6 protein-coding genes and 1 pseudogene are annotated in these 11,866 nt (G+C 75.7%); all 7 read left to right on the top strand.

The window, feature by feature from the left end; genetic code table 11:
- Positions 1-12: 12 nt before the first annotated feature.
- The 7 genes and pseudogenes from BCD49_RS37025 to BCD49_RS37000 all read left to right on the top strand — a co-directional run bounded on the left by BCD49_RS37025 (position 13) and on the right by BCD49_RS37000 (position 11,811).
- A complete protein-coding gene (locus BCD49_RS37025; protein WP_007509283.1) occupies positions 13-933 on the top strand; it encodes an ABC transporter ATP-binding protein in 921 nt (306 codons plus the stop codon).
- 148 nt (positions 934-1,081) lie between these two features.
- On the top strand, positions 1,082-2,863 hold the full coding sequence (locus BCD49_RS37020) for an ABC transporter ATP-binding protein (protein WP_051466335.1): 1,782 nt from the start codon (positions 1,082-1,084) through the stop codon (positions 2,861-2,863).
- A pseudogene (locus tag BCD49_RS46675) lies at positions 2,856-3,680 on the top strand (ABC transporter transmembrane domain-containing protein); the annotation flags it as partial. The gene BCD49_RS37020 and the pseudogene BCD49_RS46675, both read left to right, overlap by 8 nt.
- A 3-nt stretch (positions 3,681-3,683) precedes the next feature.
- The gene (locus tag BCD49_RS46670) at positions 3,684-4,607 is read left to right on the top strand and encodes an ATP-binding cassette domain-containing protein (RefSeq protein WP_425343350.1); all 924 of its coding nucleotides are present in this window, start codon (positions 3,684-3,686) and stop codon (positions 4,605-4,607) included.
- Between the two features lie 147 nt (positions 4,608-4,754).
- A complete protein-coding gene (locus BCD49_RS37010; RefSeq protein ID WP_007509287.1) occupies positions 4,755-5,030 on the top strand; it encodes an MbtH family protein in 276 nt (91 codons plus the stop codon).
- Positions 5,027-10,138, top strand: a complete 5,112-nt coding sequence (locus BCD49_RS37005; RefSeq protein ID WP_007509288.1) for a salicylate synthase — start codon at positions 5,027-5,029, stop codon at positions 10,136-10,138. Before BCD49_RS37010 ends, BCD49_RS37005 begins: the two co-directional genes overlap by 4 nt.
- Positions 10,135-11,811: a (2,3-dihydroxybenzoyl)adenylate synthase gene (locus tag BCD49_RS37000; RefSeq protein WP_007509289.1), complete on the top strand. Its 1,677-nt coding sequence runs from the start codon at positions 10,135-10,137 to the stop codon at positions 11,809-11,811. Before BCD49_RS37005 ends, BCD49_RS37000 begins: the two co-directional genes overlap by 4 nt.
- Positions 11,812-11,866: the final 55 nt, after the last annotated feature.

Genomic DNA, 11,866 nt, shown 5'->3' with positions numbered 1-11,866 from the left:
GGAGGACCGCCGATGACGCGGCTGAGCGCCCGTGACCTCACCCTGGCGTACGACAACCGGGTCGTGGCCCGCGAGCTGGGGATCGACATCCAGGACGGCGCGTTCACCGTCATCGTCGGCCCGAACGCCTGCGGCAAGTCGACACTGCTGCGCGCGCTCGTTCGCCTGTTGCGCCCGCAGGCCGGCGCGGTCCACCTCGACGGCGCGCTGATCTCGTCGTACTCGACGAAGGAGGTCGCCCGCCGGCTCGGCCTGCTGGCCCAGTCGGCGACCGCGCCGGCCGGCATCACCGTCGCCGACCTCGTCGCCCGTGGCCGCTATCCGCACCAGCGGCTGCTGCGGCAGTGGTCGCGGGAGGACGAGCGGGTCGTGGCCGAGGTGATGGCCAGGACCAACGTCACGGAACTCGCCGACCGGCTGGTCGACGAGCTGTCCGGCGGTCAGCGCCAGCGGGTGTGGCTCGCGATGGTCCTCGCCCAGCGGACGCCGATCCTGCTGCTCGACGAGCCGACGACGTTCCTGGACATCGCCCACCAGGTCGAGGTGCTGGACCTGTGCGCCGACCTGCTCGCGGACGAGGGGCACACGCTGGTGGCCGTGCTGCACGACCTCAACCAGGCCAGCCGGTACGCCGATCACCTGGTGGCCATGCGCGATGGGCGGATCGTCGCCCAGGGGCCGCCGGCCGGGGTCGTCACCGCCGACCTCGTCGCGGACGTCTTCGGCCTGGACTGCCGGGTCATCGACGACCCGGAGTCGGGGACGCCGCTGGTGATCCCGGTGCACCGGGATCGGCGCCGCGGTCCGGTCACGGTGGACGAGGCCGTGGAGGCGACCCCGGTGGCGGCGGTGGATGCGGTCGGGGTGCCGAGCGTCGCGGGTGCGTCGAGCGGACCGGCCGGACCGGCCGGACCGGTCACGGAGGCGAGCTGACCCGTCGACATGGGTTGACTGCCATGTAAATATTAAGTTAGCTATACCTAAGTTTCTCGGGCAGGTAACCGCTGCTCGCTGTCTCCGATCATGCGGGMCGCGGGCTGTCGACCTCGCCCGCCTGCAGCCGCGCCCAGCGGCTGGTCGGATGGCGCGGGCTCGATCCGGTCAGGACGGTGCGGGGTTGGACAGCACGGCGGGCATCCGACTGCTGAGGGCGCAACTGCGGGCACGACGCCGCGAGCTGGCTCTCGGCGGGATGGCGACGGTCGTCCAGCAGGCCGGGATGCTCGCCCTCCCGTGGGGGATCCAGCGCGCCCTCGACCGGGGCATCACCCCGCGTTCGGTGCACGGCACGCTCGTCTGGGCCGGGCTGACGGCGCTGGTCGCCGTCGTGTTCATGCTCGGCGCCGCCGGCGGGCAGTGGTGGTCAGGCCGGGCCGCCAACCGCGTCGCGCACACGCTGCGCGCGGCGTTGGTCCAGCGCGTGTCCGCGTTCGACCGCCCCGCGCTGGCCCGCTACGGGCACGGCGACCTGGCCACCCGGGTGACCCGGGACGTCGACCTGGTCCGGCTGTGGGTGCAGAGCCTCGCCATCTGGGTCCGCATCGTCGTGACCGTCCTGGTCGTCCTGCCCGCCTTCGCCCTGCTCTCCTGGCCGCTGCTCGTCGTGGGCGTGGTGACCATCCCGCTCGTGGCGCTCGCGAACGCGTACTTCCCGAGCCGGTTCGACGCGGCGAACGAGAAGCTCTCCGGCGCGTTCGCCGCCCGGGCCGACGCCGTGGACGACCTGCTCTCGGCCAGCGCCGCGGTGCGCGGCATCGGCGGCGAGTCGGCCCTCGTCCGCCGCCACCACGACCGCAGCGCGGTGCTCACCACGCACACCATGGCGGCCGCGCGCGTCTCGGCGTCGTGGACGGCCATCCCGCCGGCGGTGCCCCGGCTCTCGATCGCGGCCGGGCTGGCCGTCGGCGGGTTGGCGGCGCTGCGCGGCGACCTCACCATCGGCGGACTGGTCGCCTTCACCTCCTGGATGACGACCCTGACGCTGGCCGTCACGGTCGCGGTCGATCTGCTCTCCCAGCGGGGCCAGGCCCGGGTCGCGGCCGGGCGCATCGCCGAGGTCCTGGACACCTCGGTCGAGGACGACGACCCGGCCGACGCCGAGACCCCGCCGCCGCGCGGCTCGCTGCGCGCCACCGCCGCGACCGCGCACCGCGACGGGCGCCGGGTGCTCGGCCCGGTCGACCTGCGCGTCGAGCCGGGCGAGTTCGTCGCCGTGACCGGCCCGACGGGCAGCGGCAAGTCCACGCTCGCCCACCTGCTGTGCCGGCTGGAGGACCCGGCGACCGGCGCGGTCGGCCTGGGCGGCGTCGACCTGCGCCGGGTCTCCCGCCTCGAGCTGTCCCGCCGGATCGGCCTCGTGCCGCAGCGGCCGCTGATCCTCGCCGGCACCGTCGCGGACAACCTGCGGGTCGGCCGCGAGATCGAGCTCGGCAAGCTGCGGGCGGCGTGCGAGGTCGCCGCCGTCGACGACTTCGTGATGAGCCTGCCCGACGGCTACGACACCGAGCTCGGCGAGCGCGGGGCGTCCGTGTCCGGCGGCCAGGGGCAGCGACTCGCGCTGGCCCGCGGGCTGGTCGGCCGCCCGGACGTCCTCATCCTCGACGACGTCACCGCGGCCGTCGACGCCGCGACCGAGGCCACGATCCTGCGCCGGCTGCGGGCGTGGTCGCCCGAGTCCGCGCTCGTCGTGATCTCCCATCGCCCGTCCGTCCTCGCCGCCGCCGACCGCGTGCTGCGGCTGACGGCGGACGGCACGCCCGCGCCCTCCGACGGCACGCCGCGGCCGGGGCCGGCACGGGAATCCGTGCCGGCGGGGGAGCAGGGCGACGACGAGACCGTCGGGGTGGGAGGCGGGAATGGCTGAGGTCCGGGTGCTGGCCGACKAGCCGTCCACCGCCGGGGTGTTCCGGCGGTTCTGGCCCTACCTGCGGCCGCACCGGGCGATCCTGGCCGGCGCGGTGCTAGCGAGCCTGGCGAGCACCGCGGCGGTGGTGGGCATCGCCCCGGTGATCGGCGCGGGTGTCGACGCCGTGACGGCCGGCGACCGGGGCCGGCTGTGGTGGGCGGTCGTCCTGATGGCCGGGCTCGTCGTCGCCCGGATGTTCCTGCTGCGGTGGTCCGAGGTGCTGCTGTCGGCGGCCGGGGAACGGACGATCCGCGGCCTGCGCGACCTCGTCGTCGAACGCCTCGCCGGCGCGCCGCTGCGCTTCATCGAGGCGCACCGGACGGGCGACCTGCTGCGCCGCTCGACCGGTGAGATCTCCGACCTGACCCTCTTCCTGCGCGACCAGYTGCCCAACCTGATCGGCATGAGCCTCACCGTCGTCCTGACCACAGTGCTGCTGCTGGTCTACTCGTGGCTGCTCGCGCTGCTGCTCCTCGTGTTGTTCGTGCCGGTCGCGTTCGTGGTCGTGACCTGGTTCAACCGGGGCGCACCGGCGGCGTTCGGCCGGCAGGCGGCGGCGGACGCGGCGATGACCGCGACCTTCACCGAGTCGCTGGGCGCGCTCGAGGCGCTGGTGGCGCCGGGCCGGCCGGACGAGTGGGTCCGCCGGTTCAGGGCGGACAACGACGAGCTACTGCGGGCGGGTGACCGGACGATCGCCGTCCAGAACCGCCTGGAGCTGTTCGGGATGATCGAGGGCCTGGCCACCGCGGCGCTGCTGCTGCTGAGCGTCTGGCTCGTGCGGGCGGGGCACCTGGGCGTGGGCACGGTCGTCGTGTTCGTGGTCGCGACCCGCAACCTGTTCGAGAGCTGGCTCACCCTCGCGGGGCTGGCCGGGCAGGCCCAGCTGGCCCGGGTGGGCCTCGCCCGTCTGACGGACCTGCTCGAGACGCTGCCGCCGGCCGCCGCGACCGGCCACGCCGAGGCGCCCGTGTACATCGAGACGGCCAGATCCCTCGAGGTGTCGGGGTCGGACGGGCCGCCGGGGCGGGGGAGCGACCTGCCGGCGCGTGGCGACCTGGTCGCGGACGGGGTGAGGTTCGGCTACGTCGACGGCGCGGACGTGCTGCGCGGCGTCTCGGTCACCTTCCCCGCCGGGGACCGGGCCGGCCTGGTCGGCGCCACCGGATCCGGCAAGACCACGCTGGCCAAGCTGCTGGCCGGGCTCTACGAGCCGGACGTGGGGACGGTGCGCTACGGCGGCGTCGACCTGCGCTCCGTCCCGCCGGAACGGGTCCGGTCGCGGATCGTCCTCATCCCCCAGCAGGTGCACATCATCACCGGCACGCTGGCCGAGAACCTGGCACTCACGCCTGGCGCGCCGGACCGGGCGGCGATGGAGCGCGCGGTCGAGCTCCTCGGCCTGGCGGACTGGGTCGCCCGGCGGCCGGGCGGGCTGGACGCGGACCTGGGCGCGCGCGGGGACCGGCTGTCGGCGGGCGAGCGGCAGATCGTCGGGCTGCTGCGGGCCGCGCTGGTCGACCCGCCGGTGCTGGTGCTCGACGAGGCGACGGCCGACCTCGACCCGGACATCGCGCGCCGCCTGGAGACGGCCGTCGAACGCTTCCGGCCCGGCCGGACCCTGATCGTGATCGCGCACCGGCCGACCACCATCGAGCGCCTGCCCCGGGTCGTGCGGGTCGAGGCCGGCCGGCTGAGCTGACCCGGCTCGGCGAGCCGGAGCTACAGGAATCCGGACCCACAGGGGTAGACGAATGTGGCGATTTTAGGTAAGGATTACCTAAAGTAAAGCGAGCCTAAGTCGCGGGCTGAGACTCAGCGGGCAGAGATCCAAGGAGACGGGCACCTCATGTCGACCAACCCGTTCGATGACGAGATGGGCAGCTTCTACGTCCTGGTCAACGCGGAGGGCCAGCACTCGCTGTGGCCGACGTTCGCGCCGGTGCCGGCGGGCTGGACGACCGTGCACGGGGCCGCGAGCCGGGCGTCCTGCCTGGAGTACGTGGAGGCCAACTGGACGGACCTGCGTCCGGCCAGCCTGATCGCCCGGATGGAGGCCGACCGCCCGGCCTCGCTCGCCGTCCACGCCAGCCGCGACGGCGTCGAGTCCGGTACGTCGCGATGACGGCTCCGGTGGTCTACCGCGAACGGACGGTGCCCGGAGTGGGCGACCCGCTCGCGGCGGCGGCCCGGTTCGCCCGCGGCGCGGCCGCTCCGGTCACCGTGTACGAGCAGGACGGCGAATGGCGCTGCGGCTCGGGCGCCCTGGCCGAGATCGTCCTGTACTGGGACGAGATCCGCTACCGGACGGACGGCGGCTGGCGGGTGGAACCGGTCGAGGGCTCCCCGCTGCGCGCCCTCGCCCGCGTCCTGTCGGTCCTGCCGATCGCGGACTGGCGGGCGTGCGGCTGGGCCGGCTTCGAGCTCGGCCCCCGCGAGCTCGGGCTGCCCGGGCCGGTCAGCGCCGACCCGCTCGCCCATCTGGTCATCCCGGCCCGCGAGGCGCGGCTGTCGGCGACCGGCGCGCTGCTGCGCGCGGCCGACCCGGCCGACCTGGACGCCCTGGCCGCGATCCTGACCGGCGCGGACGCCGCCGTGGCGGGCGAGGCCCGGCCGCTGGCCGACCTTGAGCACGACGCCGACGAGTACCGGCGCACGGTCGCGCGTGCCGTCGAGGACATCGCGGCCGGCCGGATCCGCAAGGTGATCGCCTCCCGGGTCGTCCCGGTCGAGGGCGAGATCGACCTGGTCGCGACCTACGAGCTGGGCCGGCGCGGCAACACGCCCGCCCGGTCCTTCCTGGTCGACCTGGCCGGTGAGCGCGCGATCGGCTTCAGCCCGGAGACCGTGGTCGAGGTCAGCGCCGACGGCCGGGTCTCCAGCCAGCCGCTGGCCGGCACCAGGGCGCTGCTCGGCGACGACGGCGACGCGGGCCGGCGCGACGACCTGCTGCGCGACCCGAAGGAGATCTACGAGCACGCGGTGTCGGTACAGGCGGTCCAGGACGAGCTGCGGCCRCTGTGCGCGCCGGGCACGCTGGTCGTGGACGAGTTCATGAACGTCCTGGAGCGGGGCAGCGTCCAGCACCTGGCCTCGCGGGTCAGCGGCCGGCTCGTTCCCGGCAAGGACGGCTGGGACGCGCTGGCCGCCGTCTTCCCGTCGATCACGGCGACCGGCGTGCCGAAGGACGCCGCGTGCGCCGCGATCCGCGGCTACGAGCCGCGGCAGCGCGCCCTCTACAGCGGCGCCGTGATCAGCGCGACCTCGGACGGCGCCATCGACGCCGCCCTCGTCCTGCGCACGGTGTTCCAGCGCGATGGCCGTACCTGGCTGCGCGCCGGCGCCGGCATCGTCGGGGCGTCGCGCCCGGAGCGGGAGCTGGAGGAGACGCGCGAGAAGCTGCGCAGCGTCAGCCGCTTCCTCGTGCCGGCCCGGCCGCCCGTGGCGCCAGCGCCGGCCGCGGTCGCCCCCGGCTCGGGGCTGGTCGGTTCGGTGGCGGCAGAGGACCTCGAGGCGTTGCGGCGCGCCGTCGCCGAGCTGCTGGAGGAGGACCCGGCGGCGCTGGGGGACCAGGACAACCTGTTCGAACTGGGCCTGGAGTCGATCGCCCTGATCAAGGCGATCGGGCAGTGGCGGCGGGCCGGGATCGAGGTCAACTTCGCGGAGCTGGCCGAGACCCCGACCCTCGACGGCTGGTTCAAGCTGCTGACCAGCCGGCGGCCCTCGGCCCCGCCGCGGACCGAGGCCGAGGCCGGGACCGGGACGACGCCGGCGGCCGTCGGGCCAGTGGGTTCCGCGGCGGCGGAGCCCGAGGCCGGCGCCGAGTTCCCGCTGGCGCTCATGCAGCACGCCTACTGGGTCGGGCGCGCCGCGGGCCAGACCTACGGGGGCGTCGCCGCCCACATCTACACCGAGTTCGACGGGAGCGGCCTCGAGCCGGCCCGGCTGTCGGCCGCGATCGAGCGGCTCGTCGAGCGGCACGAGGCCCTGCGTACCCGGATCACCGACAACGGCGGCCAGGTCGTCGAGCCGGTCTCCGGCTGGCGCGGGCTGACCGTCCACGACCTGCGCGACCTCGACGAGGACACCGCCACCGCCCGGCTGGCCGCCGTCCGCGACGCACTGTCCCACCAGATGCTGGACATCGAGCGGGGCGAGGTCTTCTCGACCGCGCTCAGCCTGCGGCCCGGCGGCGCGACCCGGTTCCACCTCGACGTCGACATGGTCGCCGCGGACGCCGTCAGCTACCGCGTGCTGCTCGCCGACCTGGCCGACCTGTACGAGCGCCCGGACGACGTCGCGCCCCCGCTGGCCTACAGCTACCGCCGCTACCGGGCGGAGCACGGCGCCGCCCGTCCGGAGGCGGTGACCCAGGCCCGTGCCGCCTGGCTCGACCGCCTGCCCAGCCTGCCGGGCGCGCCCCAGCTCGCGCTCGCGTCGACCCCGGTGGCGACCGGAGGCACCGGCGAGCCAGCCACACCCGGCGACCCGGCGGCGGTGCCGCGCGTGTCCCGGCGCCACTTCCAGCTGCCGCCGTCGGCCCGGGAGGCCCTCGGCCGCGCGGCCCACCAGCGCGGCGTGACCCCGGCGATGGCCGTCGCGACCGCGTTCGCCGAGGTCCTCGGCGGCTGGAGCGCGCAGCCGCGGTTCCTGCTCAACGTCCCGCTGTTCGACCGCGAGCAGCTGCACCCCGACGTCAACCGGGTCGTCGGCGACTTCACCAGCTCGGTGCTGCTGGAGATCGACCTGACCGACAGCGTGCCGTTCGTCGACCGCAGCCGCCAGGTCCAGGCCCGGCTGCACGCCGACGCCGCCCACGCGGACTACTCCGGCGTCGAGGTGCTGCGCGACCTGGGCCGCCGCCACGGCGAGCCGGTGCTGGCGCCGGTCGTGTTCACCAGCGCGCTCGGCCTCGGCGAGTTGTTCGACGCCCCGGTGCGCCGGGAGTTCGGCCAGCCGGTGTGGATCATCTCGCAGGGCCCGCAGGTGCTGCTGGACGCCCAGGTCACCGAGCTCGACGGCGGGCTGCTGGTCAACTGGGACATCCGCGAGGGCTCCTTCGCGCCCGGCGTCGTCGACGCGATGTTCGCGGCGTTCGAACGGCTCGTGCGCGACCTGGCCGACCTGGGCTCGGCGAGCAGCGCGGGCGGCGGGGCCTGGGACCAGCCCGTCGACGGCCTGCTCGACGAGTCCACCCGGGCGGTGCGCCGCCGAGTCGCGGCGACGGCCGGGCCGGCGTCTACCCGCCTGCTGCACGAGGGGTTCTTCGCGGCGGCGCGGAGCCGTCCCGACGCGCCCGCCCTGCTCTGGGACGAGCCGGCGTCCGCGCCTGGAGCGGCCCGGAGCCGCTCGCTGTCCTACGGCGAGCTCGCCGAGCGGGCGACGGCCGTGGCCGGCGCGCTGATCGCCCGCGGCACCCGGCGCGGCGAGCTGGTCGGCGTCAGCCTYCCGAAGGGGCCGGACCAGGTCGTCGCCGTTCTCGGCGTGCTCGCGGCCGGAGCGACCTACGTGCCGGTCGGCGTGGAACAGCCGCCGGCCCGGGTCGCGCAGATCGCCGCGACGGCCGGGCTGCGCACCGTCATCGCGCTGCCGGCCGGCCAGGAATGGCCGGCCGGCGTGACCCCGCTGCGCCTCGACGACGCCCGCGAGGCCGCCCCGCGCGGCGCGCTCACACTGGGCGCGGCGGACGATCCCCACCGCCTGGACGAACCCGCCTACGTGCTGTTCACCTCGGGTTCGACCGGCCAGCCCAAGGGCGTCGAGGTCGGTCACCGGGCTGCGATGAACACCATCGACGACCTGATCGACCGCCTCGGGCTGGGCCCGGCGGACCGCACGCTGGCCGTCTCGGCCCTCGACTTCGACCTGTCGGTCTTCGACGTCTTCGCCCCGCTGTCCTGCGGCGGCGCCGTCGTGATCGTCGACGAGGAGTCCCGGCGCGAGGCCACCCGGTGGGCCGAGCTCATCGCCGGCGGCGTCACGATCCTCAACTGCGTGCCGGCCGTGCTCGACCTGGTCCTGTCCACCGGCGTGCCCCTGGGCCACAGCCTGCGCGCGGTGCTGCTCGGCGGCGACCGGGTCGGCGTGGATCTGCCGGGCCGGCTGGAGGCGGCCGTCCCCGGCTGCCGGTTCCTGGGCCTCGGCGGCACGACCGAGACCGCGATCCACTCCACCGTGTGCGAGGTCGCCGGGGGCGGCCCGGTGCCGCCCGAGTGGCGCTCGGTGCCCTACGGCACGCCGCTTCGCAACGTCGCGCTGCGCGTGGTGGACGCCCTGGGCCGCGACTGCCCCGATCACGTGGCCGGCGAGCTGTGGATCGGCGGCGCCGGCGTCGCGCGCGGCTACCGCGGCGACCCGGAGCGCACCGCCGACCGGTTCGTCACCCACGAGGGTGCCCGCTGGTACCGCACCGGCGACCTGGCCCGCTACCAGTCGGACGGCACCGTCGAGTTCCTCGGCCGCCGCGACCACCAGGTCAAGATCAAGGGATTCCGGGTCGAGCTCGGCGAGATCGAGGCGGCGCTCGGCTCGGTGCCCGGGGTCCGGGCCGGGGTGGCCGCGCTGACCCCCGGCGCCGCCGGGCGCCCGCCCGCGCTCGGGGCGGTCGTCGTCCTGACCGCGGGGACCGACGAGGCGCGGGCACAGGGGGCGGTTCAGGCGGGCCTGCGGGCGCTGTTGCCGCCGCACATGGTGCCCGACCGCGTCGTCGTGGTGGCCGAGCTCCCGCTGAGCGCCAACGGGAAGATCGACCGGCGCGCCGTCGGCACGCTTCTGGAGCGCGAGCAGGCCGGCCCCCGCCCCGCCTCGGCGCCGGCGCGGTCGGACCTGGAGCGGGTGATCCAGAGCGTCTGGCGGGAGGTGCTGGACGTCGGCGAGTTCGGGGTAGACGAGGAGTTCTTCGCCCTCGGCGGCGACTCCGTGCTGGCCACGTCCGTCGTGGCGCGGCTGCGCGAGGAGCTCGACACCGGCGAGGTGACGGTGCGGATGGTCTTCGGCGCGCCGACGGTGGCGGGGCTCGCGGACGGCATGCGCGCGGCCGAGGCCACGCCCGGCCGCCTCGACCGGGTCGCGGCGATCGCCTGGGAGATCGCCGCGCTCTCCGACGACGAGATCGAGGCCCGGCTCCTCGACGTGGCCGAGCAGGCCGACGCGCCCGAGCAGGTCGACGATGCTGCGCGGACCGATCAGGCCGAGCAGGTAGGCGCCGCCGACGTCGCCGGGACGCAGCGGTGAGCGCCCCGCCGGTCACCGACCTCACCGCCCAGCCGGACGCGGCGGACGGCTGGGTCCGCTGGCCGGAGGAGTTCGCCCGCCGCTACGTGTCCGAGGGCTACTGGGACGGCGGCCCGCTGGGCGACCGGCTCCGGGACTGGGCCGCCCGGTCCGCCGCGGCCACGGCCGTCGTGGCCGGGCCGGCGTCACGCCCGGTCCGGCTCTCCTACGCCGAGCTCGACCAGGCCGCGGACGACCTGGCCGCCGGGCTCACAGAGCTCGGCATCGCCCCCGGCGACCGCGTCCTGGTCCAGCTGCCGAACCGTGCCGAGTTCGTGGCGCTGCTGTTCGCGACGCTGCGGCTCGGCGTCATCCCGGTGCTGGCGCTGCCGGCGCACCGCCGGGTCGAGATCGAGCACCTGGCCCGGCTGTCCGGCGCCGTCGCCTACGCGGTCCCGGACACCCACGAGGGTTTCGACCACCGCGTGCTGGCGGGGGAGATCGCGGCGACGGTCCCGTCCGTGCGCCGCGTCCTCGTGGCCGGCGAGGCCGGCGAGTTCACCGGCCTCGACGCGCTCGCGGCGGCCGGCGCCGCCGCGCGGGCCGACGGCCGGGCCGCGACGCCGCCCGCTCCCGACCCGGCCGGCGTCGCGGTGCTGCTCATCTCGGGCGGCACGACCGGCAAGCCCAAGCTGATCCCGCGCACCCACTGGGACTACGCGTACAATGCGGCGGCCAGTGCCGAGCTGTGCGGGCTTACCGCCGAGGACACCTACCTGGTCTCGCTGCCCGCGGCGCACAACTTCCCGCTGGCCTGCCCCGGGATCCTCGGCGCGCTCGGCGTGGGGGCGACCGTGGTGATGGCGAGCTCGCCCAGCCCGGACGTCGCCTTCGACCTGATCGCGCGGGAGCGGGTCACGGTGACCGCCCTGGTGCCGGCGCTGGCGCGGATCTGGGTCGACGCGGCCGAGTGGGAACGGCCTGACACCTCCAGCCTGCGCCTGCTGCAGGTGGGCGGCGCGCGGCTGGACGCCGAACTGGCCCGGCGCATCCCGCCGGCCCTCGGCGCGGGCGTCCAGCAGGTCTTCGGCATGGCCGAGGGGCTGCTGAACTACACCCGCCTGGACGAGGGCGACGAGCTGGCCTTCACCACCCAGGGCCGTCCGCTCGCGCCGGCCGACGAGATCCGGATCGTCGGCGCCGACGGTGCCGACGTCGCTCCCGGCGAGGTCGGCGAGCTGTGGACCCGCGGCCCCTACACCCTGCGCGGCTACTACCGGGCCGCCGAGCACAACGCGACGGCCTTCAGCCCGGACGGCTTCTACCAGAGCGGTGACCTGGTCCGGCGGACCCCCAGCGGCAACCTGGTCGTCGAGGGCCGGATCAAGGACGTCGTCAACCGCGGTGGCGAGAACGTCTCCGCCGGCGAGCTGGAGCAGCACCTGCTCGCCCACCCGGCGATCGCGCAGGCCGCCGTCGTCGCGGCGGCCGACGAGCAGGTCGGCGAGAGCGTCCGCGCGGTCGTCGTCCTGGCATCCGGGGCGACGCTCACCCTCAAGGCGCTCAAGGCGTTCCTGCGCGAGCGCGGGCTGGCCCGCTTCATGCTCCCCGACCTGCTCACGGTCGTCGACGCGCTGCCGCTCACCGCGGTCGGAAAGATCGACAAGCGGGAGCTGCGGCACCGCCTCGGCTAGCGCCGCCCCGGGCCGGCGCCGTCAGGGCGCCGGCCCACTTGGCGCGCCCGGCGCC

This window comes from Pseudofrankia sp. EUN1h (assembly GCF_001854645.1).
In the GTDB taxonomy this organism is placed as follows: Bacteria; Actinomycetota; Actinomycetes; order Frankiales; family Frankiaceae; genus Pseudofrankia; species Pseudofrankia saprophytica.
Note: the sequence above shows the minus strand (reverse complement) of the source record. Positions and strands in the feature narration are given on the sequence as shown.